Origin of the sequence: Pseudotenacibaculum haliotis (genome assembly GCF_042684245.1) — a bacterium.
Lineage (GTDB): Bacteria > Bacteroidota > Bacteroidia > Flavobacteriales > Flavobacteriaceae > Polaribacter > Polaribacter haliotis_A.
Window position 1 is genome coordinate 495285 of record NZ_JBHULH010000001.1, and the last position, 17535, is coordinate 512819.

Here is a 17535-nt window from a genome sequence, read left to right on the forward strand (position 1 = left end):
TACTTTCATCAGGTTTTTAACATAAAATTAATAATTTAATGAAAATTCAACTAACTAAAATTAACAGAAAAAGCTTGGTAAAGTATGTAGCTATTGCTGCTTTTGCCGGAGTTTTTATCGGTTGTCAGACTGAATCTGATGACACCCCAGACCCTCTAAATTTTGATGACACCCCAACTTTTACTCAATCAAGAAGTACTCCTATTGTTGGGCAATACATTGTTACCCTTAAAAAAGGGACTTTCACTTCGGTGTCAGGGAAAGGAAAAGCAAATTACCAAAGAGCAAAAGCTTCTTTTAAGCGTGAAGCTCTAAACCTGTTCAAAGAAACTAACATAACGGAAGAAAACATAAAAGAGACTTTCGGATTTGCTTTGGAAGGGTTCTCAGCAAAATTGAGTGAGGAGCAATTGAAAGCTTTAAGAAACGATCCAAATGTTATAAGTGTAGAACAAGACTACTATGTTGTGCAAAACTTCCCAGTTATCAAAGCCAAACCACCTGGAGCTGGAAATGGTAATGGTGGTGGTGGAGGTAACGATCCTCAACAAACACCATATGGTATTACAAGAGTTAGCGCCGGACAAACATATACAGGATCAAAAACTGCGTGGATTATTGATTCTGGAATTGATTTAGATCATCCAGATTTAAATGTTGACGCTGCAAGAAGTGTATCATACGATACAAGAGATTCTAATCCAAATGATGATCATGGTCATGGTACTCACGTAGCCGGAACTGTTGCTGCTATTGACAATAGCGAAGGAGTTGTTGGTGTTGCTGCAGGAACAACAGTTGTTGCTGTTCGTGTTGTAAACCGTAGAGGTGGTGGATCTGCTTCTTGGTGTGTATCTGGTGTAGATTATGTAGCTGCAAATGCCTCTCCTGGCGATGTTGCTAACATGAGCCTTGGTTATCCTGCAAATACTGCTATTGATAATGCTGTATTAAATGCTGCTAGTTTAGGTATTGACTTTGCTTTAGCTGCTGGTAATGATGGTGCTCATGCCGGAACAGGACCTAGTCCATCTCCAGCAAGAGTAAACGGGCCTAACATTTATACTGTTTCTGCTATGAACAGCAGTGATAATTTTGCATCTTTCTCTAACTACGGAAACCCTCCTGTAGACTATTGTGCTCCTGGAGTTTCTGTTCTTTCTTGTTGGAAAGGTGGAGGTTACAACACTATTAGTGGAACTTCTATGGCCTCTCCTCATGTTGCAGGATTATTGATTTGGGGTAACATTTCTACAAGCGGAACTGTAAATGGTGATCCAGACGGAAACCCAGACCCAATTGCTTCTAGATAAGAATATATACTTTTATAATATGGAAAACTCCGAGTTAATTAACTCGGAGTTTTTTTTTATACTAATCCATGATCAGATAGTGGTAAGCTCCTTACACGCTTTCCGCTAGCATTAAAAATAGCATTACAAATGGCTGCTGATACCGGTGGAACTCCGGGCTCCCCTACTCCTGTAGGTTCATGGTCATTGTCTATCAATTGTACATGAATCTTTGGAACGTGTTTCATTCGTGTCATTTGATAATCATGGAAATTACTTTGCTGTACTGCTCCGTCTTTGGTTGAGATCTTTCCAAACAAAGCAATAGACATTCCAAAAATGGCAGAGCCTTGCATCTGATTGATGACAGCATCTCTATTCACATACAACCCACAATCTAATACGGTATAGACATTCTCTACTTTTACTTTATCATTCTTTACCGAAACCTCAACTGCTGTAGCAACATAGCTATAAAAGCTATAATGTATAGCAACTCCAATTCCGTGACCTTTTGGTAAAGGCTGCCCAAAATTGGATAGCTTTTTTACCTCTTTTAATACATTTTTCATACGAGCAGAATCATACGGATGTGGTGATCTTCCTTCTATCTTTCGATCTTTTCCGATTAAGTTCAATCGAAAATCAATTGGGTCTTTTCCTGATGCTACTGCCAATTCATCTACAAAAGAATTAATTCCGAATCCGCTAATGATATTATACACAGAACGCAACCATCCGATTCGCAAATGTGCCTCTGCTTTGGTGTTTTCTATGCGAACATTCTTAATGTCATAAGGATTGTTGGTAAATCCTTGCCCGAGTTCAAATCCGGCTGCATAATCTGACATCGGTTTAAAACTGGATAAAATAGATGGGAAGGCTGTACGATGCAACCATCCTGTTACGTTTCCTTCAGCATCCAAAGAACCTTTCAAATGTTGTGCGCTGATGGCATGATAAAAACTATGCTGAATATCGTCTTCTCTAGACCAAACTACTTGCACAGGAGTCCCTGTTTTTTGTGATAATGCAACAGCTTCTACCACAAAGTCAGATTTGGATTTACGTCCAAATCCACCTCCTAGCAATGTTACATTTATGGTAATATCTTCTAAAGCAAAACCAAAAAAAGCAGCTATTTCTGCTCTGGCTGTTTGCGGTGCTTGTACGGGTGCCCACACTTCACATTTTCCATCGTGTACCCAAGCCAACGCATTGGGTACCTCCATAGGCGCGTGCACCAAATGAGGAATTGTATACGTAGCTTCAACTTTCTTATAAGCTTTATCAAATGCCTGATCTACATTTCCTAACAAAGGAGGAACTACTTTACCGGGTTTACTTACTCTATCTACGATCTTCTGATTGAATTTTTCTGAATCATAAGATCCGTTAGGTCCCTCGTCCCACTCTATACTCAAATTGTTCTTTCCTTGAAAGGCTGACCATGTATTGTTGGCAATAACGGCTACACCTCCCAACATCCCGTAGAACTGCTGTCCCATTGCCGGCTTGATTCTGTCTAACTGAATTACATCCTCTACTCCATATACTTCTAAAGCATCCGATTTATCAAAACTCTTTACCGTACCAAAGGTGACCGGACAACGAGCGATTGCAGCAAATTTCATGTTAGGCAATCGTGCATCAATTCCGTATTGGGATGTTCCATCGATAAAACTATCAATATCAGCTCCACGTAAAACACGATTCTTTCCAATGTATTTAAAGTCTTTTTTATCTTTTAAAGTGATATTCTTTTCTAAAGGGACTGCAATGCTTTTTGCTTCATCTACCAAATCTCCAAAGAAAATCTTCTCTCCTGAAGTTTTATTGATCACATAATGATCTTCTGCATAACAATTAGCAACTTCAATATCCCATTTTTTAGCAGCTGCCTGCTCTAAAATATTTCGAGCCATGGCTCCCATTTTTCGCATGGGATTTAGCAGTGTACGAATGCTTCTTGATCCATCTGTATTCTGATCGCCGAACTTAGCATCGCCTGTTGCTTGTTTTACGTTAACATACTTCCAATCTGCCTCCATCTCGTCTGCTATAGCTGATGCCATAGAGGTTCTGATACCTTGCCCCATCTCAGAACGGGTAACTACTATTGTAAGCTTTCCGTCTTTTTGTAATTGCACAAATAGGTTTGGAACAAAGGAAATTCCGTCTTCCAAATTATTTACAATGGGCGTCTTATCAGAAAAGCTGCATCCAAGAATCAACCCTCCTGAAGCCAATCCAAAAACTTTTACGAAATCACGTCGATTTAAATTTACTGTCTTCATATAGCTTCTTTTTTACGTTTGGCTGCCATATGAATTGCTTCTTTGATACGAACGTAGGTTCCGCATCTACAGATATTTCCATTCATAGCTTCATCTATATCATCATCTGTAGGTGTTTCTTTTGCATCTAGCAAAGCGGCTGCAGAGATCAATTGCCCTGATTGACAATATCCACATTGGGGTACACTCAACTCTTTCCAAGCTTGTCCTAGATATGTAAGACTTGTAGAGCTTCCTTCTATGGTAAAAACTTGCCTTCCTTTGGCTAAACTTACGGGTGTACTACAAGAGCGCACTACCGTTCCGTCTATCATAATGGAACAAGCTCCGCATTGAGCTACACCACAGCCGAACTTGGTTCCTGTAAGTCCAACAATATCTCTTAGAACCCACAATAAGGGCATGTCATCCGGTACGTCTACCTGATATTCTTTTCCGTTAATTGAAAGTGTTTGCATGTACTTTGGATTGAAAGTACAATTTAAGGAAAATTTGAATGGGTTTAAAGTTCCTTATTCTTTAAATAGATTGACTGAAACTGTGGCTAGCTCTGAGTTTGGAAATTTACGGAATGTCTCTTCTTCAGATCGCAATCCGATGTCCTTTAATACATCCATAAATTCATCAACTTCTAAAATGTATTGATCAGAAAAACCATGTGTTACGTCGTAAGCAGTTGCTGCGATTCTTCCTATGTTTTCTGCCACCAACTCCGGTTTTACTGTGTGGAGTTCTATCAATAACAAGCCAAACTTTTTGATATAGGGTTTCCACTTAGAAAAATGTTGCTTCAGTGATTCTGAAACTTGATTATTATTCAACCTTCTTCCTTCAAAAGCATAGGCCCCGGTTGATGTACTTTCTCTAAAAGAATTGCTTTTTTGGGGTTCTTCCCAAATTCTATTATGATCCAAAAACGTGCGAACATTCAGCAAATCTTCCAATTGGATATTGTATTTCTCTTTTAAATCGCGTGCTAGAAGATCGGGATTGCCAATATCTCCCCATATGATCTTTGCCCAAATATCTGCTTGGATTAAATTTTTTCGAGACACATTTAATGCTGCTCTATTATAATCTACTCCAATAATGATCAAGGGATGTTCATCTAACACCTTTCCTCGCAGGGTTTGATTTTCTATCACAGAAAAAATATGTGCTAAAAATGCTCCATTTCCACAACCCATATCTAAGAATCCTTTGGGTTGCTCATCAATTGGTTTGTTAAATATTGAGATCAAGATTTCATCTACCACTCTAAAGTAAGCGGCATGAGCACCTCCACTGCCCCAAACGTTCATCTCTCTATCTACATGTTTTTCATCGGTTCCTTGTACATTTTTAAGAATCTTCGGATTTCCAAACAACAGATCGGAGGTTTTTCTTAACATAGGAATGTAAGAAACCGTTACTCCATAGGCACTGGCTCTTTTGGCAAAGAACAGTCCTTTATCTGTAAACTCATAAGCTCCGTTGATTTTTTGGAACCAACCTAATGAGGCGAGTATATCCAACAAACGTCCAAACATCTCCGGATCTTTATGGAACTCTTCCGGTTTAAATCGAGTTTGCATAAAATACTTATGAAACATTCCCGACATTCCCAAATGAACCAATGTAGGTCCAACGATGATTCCTTCAATGTGTTTTAAAATCTGTTCTTGAATTTCCTTGGCCTTTTCGTCTGAGGAGATCTCTACGTTAAAATTGTTCTGGTATTTCTTAAAGAGACTTTCCAACTTCAAAAAAGGCTCCACTTGAAAAATTCGATTGCTAAACTTTCCAGACAAGGTCATCAAGTCTACTACATCTTTGTATAAATGAAAGTGAGAAAATGCAGTTTCAGAGTTCTCATTTACTTCAAAAACTACTTGATCTTTTCCGTTAGTTATTTCTTGAGTTAGCCATCCTTGTGAACACAAGGCTCTTAAAGCAACATTCAAATAGCCATCATTGGCATTGAACTCTTTTGTTAGTTCTGAAAGCGTCGCTTTTTTCTTGGAAAGCAGATAGTTGGTGACACCTTTTTGAAAAAGAGCATAACTAACAGGGGCAGTAACGATTCCGTCTAAATGGCGGAACAATTGATTCCTCAGTATGTTTTGCTCTTTTTTAGATAACACTTATTTACGATTAATTGCTCACTCTAAATATAGGCAATAATCTGTGTGCTTTTTCGTAATGTGGACTTTTCTTATAGATAAAATTCAATTGAGCGCGAGGGTTTTTAGCAAATCTTTCATCTGATTTTAATTTATCCTCAAACTCTTTTTTTACCTCTGGATTGTCTTTTAAAAACTGTTCTGCTATATCTTCAAACACATAAGAAGAATATCCTTCTTTTTGTTGTAAAACAGTGTCAAAGAAATTCCAGTTAAAGAACGAATCTGTTGCTTCCGGCTCTAAGGTTTCTATGATATATCTTACTCCGTCTTGCTGAGTTGGAATGTACAAGTCTCCTTTAGAAAAGGTTACCGAAACTGTATCGATCTTTACAGAGGTATTGTAGTGCAAATAATGTCCTTCGTATGCATTTCTGGTTTTGAAGTCATCAATATGATAGGTTTCAACAGTTATTGTAGTGTCTTTTTTAAATCGTGTAAATTCTATTTTGTTGTTTTCTAGTCTGTCGATCACACGGTTCCACCCGCTCTTTAAAACATAGGCTTTCGGGATGGTTACTTCCTTTTTAGCCTTGTATTGATTGTAATAATCTACTGCTTCTATATAGGGTTGGTTACGATCGTAAAACAAACGTTTTCCTGTTGTTACCTTACTATCGATCATTTCTCCTTTATATCCTCTGAATTGCAATAAAGAAGGTTCTTTTTTTCTGTTGATCTCATAAGTGATCGGATAGGTTTCTTTTGCCAAAATACTCTTTACCGCATTTTTGCGAAGTCCTTTGATATCTGTTGAACGTTCTTCTGTAAAATCTAGCATAGATAGCATTAACTCATAGGTTTGTTCTACTCTAATTTTGTAAGGTTTTAGCATATGAGTCTCTACCATCATTCCTAGTGTATTGAACAATGTGGTATATCCGGTTGAATATCTTGGTGAATCAAAGAATTGAGACCAGCCTTTATCAGGCGTACTTCCCCAAACATTAACATAAGGAGTGATTGGAATCTTCTTAACGATCAAAGAGGTTTCTAACGCAGGGCGCATTTGTGTTTCTATAAACTTTCCTAAAGCTCCTCCTAATTTATTGTGTTGTGTAAATAGGTGTGTGATTGCATATTGATAATCGGCTCCGTTGCTTACATGGTTATCAATAAAAACGTCAGGATTTACTGTATGGAAAATTTCAGCGAATGCTGCTGCATTTTTTGTGTCTTGCTTTATAAAGTCTCGATTCAAATCATAGTTTTGAGTATTTCCTCTAAAACCATATTCTTTTGGACCGTTTTGATTGGCTCTCGTGTGTGAGTTTCTATTTAATGCTCCTCCGATATTGTAAACTGGAATAACATTGATCAAGGTGTTTTTATACAATTGTTTTAAAGAGTCGTTTTGTACAATGTCTCTTAACAGCATCATAGAAGCATCAATTCCATCTGATTCTCCGGGATGAATTCCGTTATTAACCAACACTCTGTTTTTTGGAGAGTCTTTGATCTCATTTAATCTTGTTTTGCCATCAGCATTAAAAACAACCAAATGCAAAGGGTTTCCTGAGTCTGTTTCTCCTATCTCAAAGAGTGAGATTTCTGAGTAGGCACTGGCCAAATCTTTATAATAAGTTATAACATCTTTGTATTCTGGCGTTTCGGTTCCGTTGGATGTTTCAAATAGGGTTGTAAAGTCTTTATCATTAGCACTCTCTTGCTTACATGCTACAAAACATATTGCAAGAAATAATAAGGTTAGTTTTTTCATTTTTTTTAGAAATCGATTTTAGAGGATACTGATTTTGGCACCAAAGTAGAAGCATCTCCTCCATTTCTCAGAACGTCTCTAACAATAGAAGAGCTGATATATGATGTTTCGGCACTGGTTAATAGGAATACTGTTTCTATTCCTGAAAGTTTTCTATTGGTTTGCGCAATGGCTTTTTCGAATTCAAAATCGGCAGGGTTTCTCAATCCTCTTAGGATAAAGTCTGCACTAATCTGTTTGCAATAATCTACTGTAAGTCCCTTGTAGGTTTCTACAGAAACTTTATCATCTGCAAAAAACTCATTTTGAATAAATTTCATTCGCTGTTCTACGGTAAACATATAATTCTTTTTTGCATTGACTCCAATGGCGATGATGATTTCATCAAATAGTGGAATTGCTCTTTTAATAATGTCTACGTGTCCTAATGTAATAGGGTCAAATGAACCCGGAAAAACTGCTTTTCTCATCCTTATTTTATTTGAAACAAGACTCTTTTTGAAATATGACACATGATTAATTATGCAACTTGTCTATAAAATTAGAGATCTTCTTTTGTATTATACTGATTTTCTCCTCTAAAGTATAAAATTCTTTCTCTGAAATATAGTTTAAATTATTACAAACAATCATTTGAGTTTCCCACTCAAAGGCAGAACCCAAGCTCATTTCCAAAAATTGTATAAAATGCTTATTACTTCTTTTACTTGATCCTTCAGCAATATTTGAAGCAATGGATATAGCACTTCTATTTAACTGACTTCTTAAGCCAAATTTTTCAAAATCCGGGAATTTAGATGTTATAGCATAGGTATCATTAATCAAATCCATACTACTTTCCCATATTTGAAGTTTTTTAAAATTGTGTCTTTTCATAGCTCTTTTAATTTTACTTCTAAATGAATCCAGAAACTAAGCTTCGTCTCAAATATCCTGCTTCATGCTTCTATTTATTTCTGTATTGAGTTTTCTATCACACTTCCAAATAAATCTGTCAGAGAAATTCCGGCTTCTCTAGCTTGTTGTGGCAGCAGGCTTTCTTTTGTTAAGCCTGGCACCGTATTCATTTCCAGAAAATATGGCTCACCATCAACAATGATATATTCTGATCTTGTGAAACCACTCATGTTTAATATTCTATATACTTTTTCTGCTACTTCTTCAACTCTTTTCTTCTCTTGCTCCGGTATTCTTGCCGGAGTAATTTCTTGAGAGGCTCCTTCATATTTTGCTTCATAGTCAAAGAAATCATTATCGGAAACAATTTCTGTCATTGGTAGCACTTTTACTTCTCCTTTGTATTCTATTACTCCAACCGATACTTCTGTTCCGTCTAAAAATGATTCAATCAGAATTTCTGTGTCTTCTTCGTAGGCTTTCTCAATAGCCGGAATCAATTCAGCTTCTGTATATACTTTAGAGATTCCAAAACTAGATCCTGCATTGTTTGGTTTTACAAAACAAGGAAGTCCTATTTTCTCTATAATTTTTTCTGTACTTATTTTATCTCCTTGATTCATGTAATAAGAAGTGGCGGCTTTAATTCCGTATTCTTTTACTACACTCAAGGTATCTCTCTTATTAAAGGTAAGTGCCATTTGATAAAAAGGAGCTGAAGTATGTTTTACGCCTATTAGATCAAAATAGGCTAAAATAACTCCGTTCTCTCCGGGGTCTCCATGAATGGCATTAAACACACAATCAAAAGTGATATGTTCTCCTTCTACTTCTGCTGAAAAATCATCTTTACGTATAGCGTATTCTTTTCCGTTGTAAAGAAGCACCCATTTATCTTTTAAAATGTGAACTTTATACGGGTTATACACAGATGTATCTAGGGATTCAAAAACTACATTGCCGCTTTTTAAAGAAATTTCTACTTCGGAAGAATAGCCTCCCATAATGACTGCAATGTTTTTTTTCATAATTCTTTTATGGTTTATACACAAACTTAGGTAAAATTTCGTTCATAGATAAAAGAATTGCCAATTCGATAAATTCTAATTTTACATTACATTTGTCACATAATAAAAAAGAATAGATGAGTTTCTTTCGTTTTATCAAAAGCAAATCCTTTTTCATTCAGGTTGCCATTGCCTTAGTAGGATTATTGCTCTTCGTTTTTGTTTTACAATGGTGGTTAGGTTTCACAACCAATCACGATCAGAAGATCCAGGTTCCGGATTTAAACAGAATGTCTTTAACGGATGTTGAGTCTAAGTTAAAGGAATTGAACTTAGATTTTATTGTTATAGATTCTGCTAGTTACAATCCTAGTTATCCAAAGCGTTCTGTAATTGAACAGTCTCCTGAAGCTGGTGATTTTGTTAAGGAGAGAAGAAAGATCTATTTAACTCTTAACCCTTCTAAGTATAGAGATATTACCATTCCTGATCTGAATGGACGCTCTAAAAGGCAAGCAATGACACAATTGCAGTCTATTGGTTTTGAGATTGGTGAGTTTTCCTATATTAAAGATATTGGGAAAGATGTTGTGCGTGGTTTAAAGTATAAGGGACGTACATTAAAGCCTGGTGAGAAACTTCCTAAAAACTCTGTTATAGACATGGTTTTGGGTGATGGTAAGGGAAGGTAGTGATTGGTGAAAACTAGTAAATATATTTACAGTTCTTTTTATGCAAGAAGATTATACTCCAGAATTAGATAACGAAGAATTATACGAGCATTATAGGTTTACTGCCAGTGATGGACAGGTTCCTTTGCGTGTAGATAAGTTTTTAATGAATTTTATTGAGAATGCAACTCGTAATAAGATTCAACAGGCTGCAAAAGCGGGTAATATTCTTGTGAATGATAAGCCTGTAAAATCGAATCATAAAGTAAAACCCAAAGATGTTGTTCGCGTAGTTTTGGCACATCCTCCTCATGAGAATTTATTGGTTGCAGAGGATATTCCTTTGGATATTGTGCATGAAGATGATGATGTTATTGTTGTAAACAAACCTCCTGGTATGGTGGTGCATCCCGGACATGGTAATTATTCGGGAACTTTAGTAAATGGATTGATCCATCATATAGAGAACTTGCCTAAAAATAGTAATGAACGCCCCGGATTGGTACACAGAATTGATAAGGATACAAGCGGATTGTTGGTGGTTGCCAAGACAGAGTTTGCTATGGCACATTTATCGAAACAATTCTTTGACAGAACTACAGAGCGTTTGTATTATGCTTTAGTTTGGGGAAATATTGAAGAGGATGCAGGAACTATTGAGGGGCATATTGGGCGTAGTTTCAAAAATCGCTTACAAATGGATGTGTTTCCTGATGGTGAGTATGGGAAACCTGCTATTACGCATTTTAAAGTAATTGAGCGACTGACCTATGTTACTTTGGTTCAATGTAAATTGGAAACGGGAAGAACGCATCAGATCAGAGCGCACTTTAAGCATATTGGTCATACGCTTTTTAATGACGAACGTTATGGTGGTGATCAAATTTTAAAAGGAACTACGTTTACCAAATACAAGCAGTTTGTAGAGAATTGTTTTAAGGTTTTACCTCGTCAAGCGCTACATGCCAAAACTTTAGGGTTTACTCATCCTACTACTGGTGAGTTTTTGCAATTTGACTCTCCTATTCCTGAAGATATAAAAGCTTGCTTGGAAAAATGGAAAACCTATACAATCAATTCAAAAGATTAATAGTATTCGTATGTATAGGTAAATGTTTCTAGTAAGTCTCCATTTATTTTAGTTACTTTTTTTAGCAACCCTCTAGTATTATAGTAGAACTCGTAGTCAACTGTTTTTTCTTCGGTAAAGAACTTCTGTTTTTTAGTTAAGAGTATTTTTTCTTTTTCATAGGTATAGATATCTGATCGGTAAAGCCCTTGTGCTCTAGAATAAAAGTCAGATAACAGAAGCCTATTTGATTCGTTGTATTTTTTCTTAAAAACTAAAAAGTCATCGACATGATGTGAAGTAACATTTCTCCATTTGTCATATACTCTTTTGGCTCTTCTTTTGGAAGTTTTAATTTTCCTTTGACCGTTTTCTGAATACTGGATATTATCTACATATTCCTCTCCATCTTTTGTAAAGTAAACAACCTCTTGGTATAGATCTCCTTGATGATAGCTGAGTATTTTATGTACTTGCTCATTTTCTTTCTTGAAATAAATACTTTTTGAGCTTTCTTTTCCAGAAGCATCATAAGAAGTATAAATCTCAATTCTTTCATCTTTTAGGATTGTTTTTTTATTCCATAAGGTGCCATCTTCAATTCTGTACAGAAATGTACTATAATCATCGTACTTTATGATAGAGCCATTCTTTAATTTATCATTAAAAAAATGAGCTGTCTTAACAGTTCTCCCTATAGAATCATGCTCAAATATAGATTTGGAAACATTGCCTTTGTTAAAATCTATTTTTTTTATTCCGTTTCCTTTTCGATCAAAGTATAGATCTGATTCTAATTTTGAATCTTTAAAGCATTGAATTCTTTTGATTTTCTTTTGAAGGGCTATTTTTTCATAAGCTTCAATTCCATTTCTAATTTTCGAAGGAGCATTTAAGGATAATGACAACAGTTTTCTAGACTCATTTTTTACAAACTGTCCATGTGAATAATTAGAAATAAATAACAGCAATACTAGTATGATGATCTTTCTCATTGCAATAAAAAACTAGGTTCTCGAAATATAGAAAAATCATCTGTCTTATGGAAATGTGCCTAGCTTACATCATTGTTCAAAATCAGGTTACGCACCCACTCGTTAGGAATCATATCAATCGTAATATTGATACGGTCTTGTTGACTGTTATTGATTACTTTATGAGGGTCTGTCAAGCGCATATACCAACATTCTCCCGGTTTCATCGGCACGATCTCATTGTTTAAATAGAAATCTGCTCCGGGATCTTTGATGATCGGAATAGTCAATCGAATGACAGATCTCTCTACCTGCAATCCTAAAGTAACATCTCTGTGCTCTTTCACAGTATTCCCTTTTTCCAATCGTAAAGCTCTTACCAAAGTAACGGTTGTATGCTCTTGAAACATTTCTATAACACTCTTGAGGTAAGGCGAATTTTCCAGCTCTTTGGTGTTTAACCAATCACACCAAGAACCATCTGCATAGTCAGTAGCCGGTGGTGGAAATGGTAACGAAGGATCTACTAAGTGTGCCGGCGATCGCAATGGCAAAACATTGTAATAGATAAATGTATTTAAGCCCATTGCTTCTACCTCTGCCTTCATTTTATCTACATCAAAGGTCAAAGGTAATTTGATACTATCATTCTTTGTATCGACAGGTTGTAAGACTTGTGTACTCATTGTATATTCCCTTAAAAATTGAAGGAATTAAGTTAGTATCTGTCGTATCAGTTTGAAACCTTAGAGGTACTTGATTTCAAAAACAGGTATTTATACCTATTTTGTGAGATCCCATAAATACCCAATGGTAAAGGTAAAGAAGTTGGTAGCGTCTAAACTTGGTTCATTATCTATCTTACCTGGCAAATTCAGATTCCAGCCCAATTCAAAATCCCAACTACTAGATGTGTATGAGATGGGGATATTGATCTGTGTATTTAGCAAATCGAATTCTTCTGTAGTTACAATTCTGGGTGGGTTTCCATTTCTTGGAGGAATGATAAAAGTAATTGCTTGTTCTGCAACTAAAAAATTCACCTGAGGTCGGAATTTAATTGCATACCCCGTGCCTCTTGTTAGAGTAAAATTTCCATAGGCTCGTGCTGAGATCTGAAAGGATTGTTCTGATCCAAATAGATAAGACACACCTCCTAAAATTCCAAAGGTTCTATTTCTATTCCTAACACCAATAGAAGCATCTATCGAATTGTTGAACTCATCAAAACCATCACTAAAAAAGTATCTGGAATACCCAATATTATAGTGTCCGATTTTCTTTTTCCCTATGGCATTTCCATAGCCGGCCGTTAAGCCAATAAAATCCCAGTTGGGATTTAGTTTTTCATAATATGCAGATGTAACCGAGGCATTAAAGCCTGAAGAGCTATAATAGGAAACTTGTGGAATGACATTGAGTTGATCGGTTCCGGAATCTCTACCAGCAAAAAAAGTATTGGTATTGTAGGTTACAGTAGCATAGATAAAATCATATTCGTTGATCGAATTCAAAAGATCATCTACCATTTGAGCATCGTTAAAGAATAATTCGTCCAGTAAGCTATCTAATTCTTGATCTTCTATTTTTTCTTGACCGTATGAAACAAAAGAAGTTGCTATTGTAAACAACAGCAACTTAAACACATTCAATTCTAACTTGAACTTGCGATAATTCATACGCTTAATCTGGGGTTCGTGTTTAATTATCGCGGTTTCTTTTTCTATCTCTTCTGGATCTTTCTATCCGATCTTTTAAGATTTTTCTTTGATTGTCTGTCAATGATTTTCTAAATCTTTCTCGTGTGTTTCTCAATCTTTCTTCCTGCCTTCTTACCAATGTTTTTTGTTGTTTGGTAAATGATTTCATTAAAAGGCTTCTTTTCTCTACATTGTTCAGCTTCTTGTCGGCCAAAATCCTTAATTGTTCTTTGGTCAACGACTTTTTTAATGCTTCACGATTGCTCTTAATTAGCTCTTTTTCTTTCTGCAACAACTCTCTTTGCTCTGTTGTCAGTTCTTTCATAATCAATTCATAGTCTTTTTGAGCGAATGCTGTTTGGACATTCATTAGCCCAAAAGCTAGAAAGAAAATCAGCGTAAGAATTTTAGATACTTTCATGACATTCAGTTTTAAAACCGCACATTAAAAATAGTGCTTTTTTCGAATATTCTCTCTGTGCGGTTTACCATTCAATTCACAATGACTTTTTATATTTTCAATCAACAATTATCTTTTGCCGTTTGTAACTCGTCTTCGTTATTAATCGTTTGTGTAGTTCCATCTTCATAGATGATCTCTACAGGGAAAACCAACTCAGGTCTTTCGTGTACTCCGGGATTGTTATGATACCAATCTCTGATTAATGTTCTGTCGTCTTCAGAGTTTAATGTAATTACAGAACCATCTGGCATTGTTACACTAAACGGGTACACTAGATCAAAACAACGTGTGGTTTTACATCCTTCTCTGGCTGCGATCAATTCATCTTGATTATTGATCGTTGCAATGGTTCCGTCTTGGTATTCTATCTCAATCGGATATACTAAACTTGGTTTTTCATCTTCGCCCGGGTTTGCCTGATACCACTCTCTGATCAAAGATTTGTCCTCTTTGCTTTCCAATGTTATAGTAGATCCGTCAGGCATTGTTACCGAAAACGGGAACACTATATGAAAACAACTTCTTCTACGTCCGTGTCTTGGTCTGTGGCGATCTTCCAACAGCCTTCCGGTTGTGTTAAAATATGCTCGGTTAAATTCAGATGCCCAAGATCCTTCTGTAGTGATCAATCTAACTTCAAAACCTAAACCTTCTGCTGAAGCAACTTCATAGATCACATCATTTGAGAATTCTGATGCCAATTCGCTCTGAGCTGTTGATGGCAAATCCTCTACATTTATTAAAGTACGACTGGTAGAATTTTCAATAGCTGAAATCAAATCTGTGTCGTCTTCTATCACATCTTCTGTTGAGTTACTCTCACACGAAGTAAAAAGAACAGTGGTCATTAAAAGTGCAGTGATCATTAAAAATAAGATACTCCCTTTTAAAACTTTGGTTTCTAAATTAGATGTTTTCATAATTGATTTTTTTGAATTATTAATCGTTTCTGTTTACTTAGAACCCTGAAGTTTTAAATAGTTTGGAATCGATCATAAAATAATGTTATCAATCAAGCTTTCATTCGTGTAATTATCTAACAATGAATCTTCTACAAACAAAGAGTTCATGAAAATATTTTCTAATTTTTGTTCAGATTTTTCAGCGCCTTCCATCACTTCACTAACCAAAATACCTTCTACAAAGTCGTTCATACTTTCCTCTTCAACAAAAAGAGATTCGATCAAAATATCATCGGAAGCAATTTCTGTATCATTTACAGGAGTATCTCCTCTAAACTGGAACCAAATAGTTAAAGCAACTAACAAAGTAATAGAAGCTGCTACCTGGAATGATCTTCTTAGATAAAAGACAGGTGTTTCTTTTACATCTGCTCCTACCATATCAAGAATAGTTGATTTAGAAGTTTTGAAATATCCCTCCGGAACTTCCATTCCTAAATACTCTTTATGATGCTCAGAAGCTTTTGCTTTTGTGTCTTTTAAAAATGAGTTTGTATGTTTCTCTTTATCCATCATTTGTATATTAGACCCTAATAGTTTGGATTAGTTTGTTTCTATTAAAATTTTTTCTTCTATTACTTTCACAGCCGCATAATAACTGGATTTCAGCGTATTCTCACTGACTTCTAAAACCTCAGAAATCTCTCGAAAACTGAGGTCATCAAAATATTTCATCTGAAAAACCCTACGTTGCTTTTCTGTTAGTTCTTCTATGATCTTCAATAATTTGGCATGCAACTCATCACCATCAAAGTATTCAGATTGTTTTAATGCTTCTATTTGATATGCAGACACATCTTCCAACGATTGAAAACTTCGTTTTTTCTCTTTTTCTAAAAATCGTAATGATTCGTTATATGCGATTCGGAAAATCCAAGTTAACAGAGAACTCTTTCCTTCAAACTTTTCTATGTTTCTATACACTCTAATGAATGTATTTTGCAAAACATCATTGGCATTCTCATGTGTTAATACCATTTTTCGGATATGCCAATAGATCCTCTCTTGATACAAATCAAGGAGTTCTGAAAAAGCACGATCTTTTTTTCTCGAGCTTTGAAGTCTCTTTACTAGCCTGGCTTCGCTATGCAACGGTTTGGTATTTGGTTCTAAGGTATACAAAATTTTAGACTCAAATACTTTGAAATAGTTTGTTAAGAATCAGAATTTTCGTGCTCTTTGTGACAGCTTTCTGTAAAATAGTCTTGAAGATTGAATTTTCTATCCTCAAATTTTTCCGGTAAGATTTTGAAGTGTTGAATCCTGTCTACTCGAAAGGCTCTGTAATCGCTTCTTAAATGACACCAAGCGATCAATATCCATTTATTCTGAATAGAATACATGGCGCAAGGTTCTATTTTCCGAGTAGATGGTGGCGAGTTGTCTACCTTTCGGTAATTGATTTCTACGTAATTAAAATTGGTAATGGCCAATTGAATTTCGGAAAGTGCATTACGGTTAATGGGCTCGAAGTCGTTCCAAAATTGATCTAAAACGATGATCTTATCACTTAAGAGTTCACTTTTCTCTTGTATGGAAGATCTGAATACCGATTTAATTTTAATGAGTGCTTCATTAAAATCATTTGCAAAAGATTCGTCTTTGGTCTGATTTACCAAATGCTGAGCAGTAATGAGTGCATTGGCTTGTTTTTCTGTAAACTGAACAGGTGCCACAAAATAACCATCCATTAAACTGTAGCCTTTTCCTTCAACAGAAATAATAGGAATTCCGGCTTCTTCTAATTTTCTAATGTCTCTGTAAATGGTACGAACACTTACATTGTATCTTTCTGCAAGTTCTGTAGAAGTGAGAAGTCGTTTTGACTTTAATAATGTTAATATTGATATGAGTCGAGATAGTTGCGACATACAACAAATATAGCGAACCCAAGTTTGGGTTCGCCATGATTATGAGAACTAATTAAATGAGTGTAAAGCCACTCTGTTCCCTTCCGTATCTGTAAACTGGGCGATGAATCCGTTTTCACCAATCTCCATTTTCGGCATTAAAACGGCTCCGCCTGCTTTTTCTACTTTAGATAGCACATTGTTTAGATCATCACCTCCATTCAAATACACGGTAGCTCCGTCCATAGAAGGGTTACAACCTTCCATTTCCATAAGACCTCCACCTACGCCTCCGTTCTTTTCGTCATGAGGAAACATTCCGTATTTCATATTCTTTTCCGGCATGTGATAATCGACGATCTCTACTCCTAAGATCTCGCTGTAGAATTTTTTTGCTCTTTCATAATCGTTTACTGAAATTTCAAACCAGTTGATTGCATTTTTCATTTTGTAACATTTTTTAAATTAAAC

At 35.8% G+C, this 17535-nt stretch carries 19 protein-coding genes; 3 read left to right on the top strand and 16 right to left on the bottom strand.

The window, feature by feature from the left end:
- The first annotated feature begins 38 nt into the window (after positions 1–38).
- Positions 39–1313 carry a S8 family serine peptidase gene (locus ACFSRZ_RS02425; protein WP_379664930.1) on the top strand — a complete coding sequence of 425 codons (1275 nt, stop codon included), beginning with the start codon at positions 39–41 and terminating at the stop codon, positions 1311–1313.
- A 56-nt stretch (positions 1314–1369) separates the two neighbouring features.
- Here the strand turns inward: ACFSRZ_RS02425 and ACFSRZ_RS02430 are convergent, their stop codons facing one another.
- From ACFSRZ_RS02430 to ACFSRZ_RS02460, 7 genes are all read right to left on the bottom strand, one after another.
- Positions 1370–3589 carry a xanthine dehydrogenase family protein molybdopterin-binding subunit gene (locus ACFSRZ_RS02430; protein WP_379664931.1) on the bottom strand — a complete coding sequence of 740 codons (2220 nt, stop codon included), beginning with the start codon at positions 3587–3589 and terminating at the stop codon, positions 1370–1372.
- A complete protein-coding gene (locus ACFSRZ_RS02435; protein WP_379664932.1) occupies positions 3586–4047 on the bottom strand; it encodes a (2Fe-2S)-binding protein in 462 nt (153 codons plus the stop codon). Before ACFSRZ_RS02435 ends, ACFSRZ_RS02430 begins: the two co-directional genes overlap by 4 nt.
- A 54-nt stretch (positions 4048–4101) precedes the next feature.
- Positions 4102–5712: a class I SAM-dependent methyltransferase gene (locus ACFSRZ_RS02440; RefSeq protein ID WP_379664933.1), complete on the bottom strand. Its 1611-nt coding sequence runs from the start codon at positions 5710–5712 to the stop codon at positions 4102–4104.
- Positions 5713–5722: 10 nt separating this feature from the next.
- The gene (locus ACFSRZ_RS02445) at positions 5723–7471 is read right to left on the bottom strand and encodes a M14 family metallopeptidase (protein ID WP_379664934.1); all 1749 of its coding nucleotides are present in this window, start codon (positions 7469–7471) and stop codon (positions 5723–5725) included.
- Between the two features lie 5 nt (positions 7472–7476).
- Entirely contained in the window at positions 7477–7941 is a 465-nt protein-coding gene (gene coaD / locus ACFSRZ_RS02450) for a pantetheine-phosphate adenylyltransferase (RefSeq protein WP_379664935.1), read from the bottom strand.
- Between the two features lie 46 nt (positions 7942–7987).
- The gene (locus ACFSRZ_RS02455) at positions 7988–8347 is read right to left on the bottom strand and encodes a four helix bundle protein (protein WP_379664936.1); all 360 of its coding nucleotides are present in this window, start codon (positions 8345–8347) and stop codon (positions 7988–7990) included.
- A 74-nt stretch (positions 8348–8421) separates the two neighbouring features.
- Positions 8422–9396: a D-alanine--D-alanine ligase gene (locus tag ACFSRZ_RS02460; protein WP_379664937.1), complete on the bottom strand. Its 975-nt coding sequence runs from the start codon at positions 9394–9396 to the stop codon at positions 8422–8424.
- Positions 9397–9512: 116 nt separating this feature from the next.
- Between ACFSRZ_RS02460 and ACFSRZ_RS02465 the strand changes: the two genes are divergently transcribed.
- Both ACFSRZ_RS02465 and ACFSRZ_RS02470 read left to right on the top strand, forming a co-directional pair.
- Positions 9513–10067, top strand: coding sequence for a PASTA domain-containing protein (locus ACFSRZ_RS02465; RefSeq protein WP_379664938.1), 555 nt, complete (start codon positions 9513–9515; stop codon positions 10065–10067).
- A 40-nt stretch (positions 10068–10107) separates the two neighbouring features.
- A complete protein-coding gene (locus ACFSRZ_RS02470; protein ID WP_379664939.1) occupies positions 10108–11136 on the top strand; it encodes an RluA family pseudouridine synthase in 1029 nt (342 codons plus the stop codon).
- Here the strand turns inward: ACFSRZ_RS02470 and ACFSRZ_RS02475 are convergent.
- The 9 genes from ACFSRZ_RS02475 to ACFSRZ_RS02515 all read right to left on the bottom strand — a co-directional run bounded on the left by ACFSRZ_RS02475 (position 11133) and on the right by ACFSRZ_RS02515 (position 17511).
- A complete protein-coding gene (locus ACFSRZ_RS02475; RefSeq protein ID WP_379664940.1) occupies positions 11133–12110 on the bottom strand; it encodes a hypothetical protein in 978 nt (325 codons plus the stop codon). The genes ACFSRZ_RS02470 and ACFSRZ_RS02475 overlap by 4 nt on opposite strands.
- Positions 12111–12169: 59 nt before the next feature.
- The gene (locus ACFSRZ_RS02480; protein WP_379664941.1) at positions 12170–12775 is read right to left on the bottom strand and encodes an aspartyl/asparaginyl beta-hydroxylase domain-containing protein; all 606 of its coding nucleotides are present in this window, start codon (positions 12773–12775) and stop codon (positions 12170–12172) included.
- Between the two features lie 96 nt (positions 12776–12871).
- Positions 12872–13768: a hypothetical protein gene (locus ACFSRZ_RS02485; RefSeq protein WP_379664942.1), complete on the bottom strand. Its 897-nt coding sequence runs from the start codon at positions 13766–13768 to the stop codon at positions 12872–12874.
- Positions 13769–13790: 22 nt separating this feature from the next.
- Positions 13791–14210, bottom strand: a complete 420-nt coding sequence (locus ACFSRZ_RS02490) for a hypothetical protein (RefSeq protein ID WP_379664943.1) — start codon at positions 14208–14210, stop codon at positions 13791–13793.
- 101 nt (positions 14211–14311) lie between these two features.
- Positions 14312–15172 (bottom strand): hypothetical protein, encoded by an 861-nt coding sequence (locus tag ACFSRZ_RS02495; RefSeq protein WP_379664944.1) that lies wholly within the window; start codon positions 15170–15172, stop codon positions 14312–14314.
- 72 nt (positions 15173–15244) lie between these two features.
- Positions 15245–15727, bottom strand: a complete 483-nt coding sequence (locus tag ACFSRZ_RS02500) for a hypothetical protein (protein ID WP_379664945.1) — start codon at positions 15725–15727, stop codon at positions 15245–15247.
- Positions 15728–15757: 30 nt separating this feature from the next.
- Positions 15758–16336, bottom strand: a complete 579-nt coding sequence (locus ACFSRZ_RS02505; protein WP_379664946.1) for an RNA polymerase sigma factor — start codon at positions 16334–16336, stop codon at positions 15758–15760.
- Between the two features lie 32 nt (positions 16337–16368).
- Positions 16369–17085, bottom strand: a complete 717-nt coding sequence (locus tag ACFSRZ_RS02510) for a helix-turn-helix transcriptional regulator (protein WP_379664947.1) — start codon at positions 17083–17085, stop codon at positions 16369–16371.
- A gap of 48 nt (positions 17086–17133) precedes the next feature.
- Positions 17134–17511 carry a VOC family protein gene (locus tag ACFSRZ_RS02515; RefSeq protein WP_379664948.1) on the bottom strand — a complete coding sequence of 126 codons (378 nt, stop codon included), beginning with the start codon at positions 17509–17511 and terminating at the stop codon, positions 17134–17136.
- Between the last annotated feature and the right edge of the window lie 24 nt (positions 17512–17535).